The organism is Vibrio sp. 10N.222.52.B7, from assembly GCF_041474275.1.
GTDB classification, from domain to species: Bacteria; Pseudomonadota; Gammaproteobacteria; order Enterobacterales; family Vibrionaceae; genus Vibrio; species Vibrio crassostreae_C.
Map to the genome: position 1 here is coordinate 1 of NZ_JBFRTU010000567.1, position 287 is coordinate 287.

The 287-nt window shown below is 39.7% G+C and carries 1 protein-coding gene; it reads right to left on the bottom strand.

Annotated elements, in window-relative coordinates; genetic code table 11:
* Window positions 1-89: 89 nt before the first annotated feature.
* A partial coding sequence (locus AB4512_RS24225) for a hypothetical protein (protein WP_372176039.1) occupies window positions 90-287 on the bottom strand: 198 nt, incomplete at its 5' end.

A 287-nucleotide genomic window follows, 5' to 3' on the forward strand; every position in this document is an offset into this window, starting at 1 on the left:
CCAATACGCTATTTACTAAGCCTAACTTCTTCATATCTCTTCCTTCTTACCTGAAACTTATTTGCTGTTTTATACGAGCTAAAGCCAACTTATTGCTCGCCCAGTGATTTAAATACCGGAACCGCTGCTAATACTTCAATGTGGTTTTCTGTGCTCTTTAGGTAACGCGTTTCGCTGTTCGAAAGCAATAGATGGCGCTGATAACCTTCTGTTTTCGGAAACTTAGCCAAGACCGTTTCGAGCGATGTTTCACACTTATTTTGGTTAATACCTTCAATATCGACTTT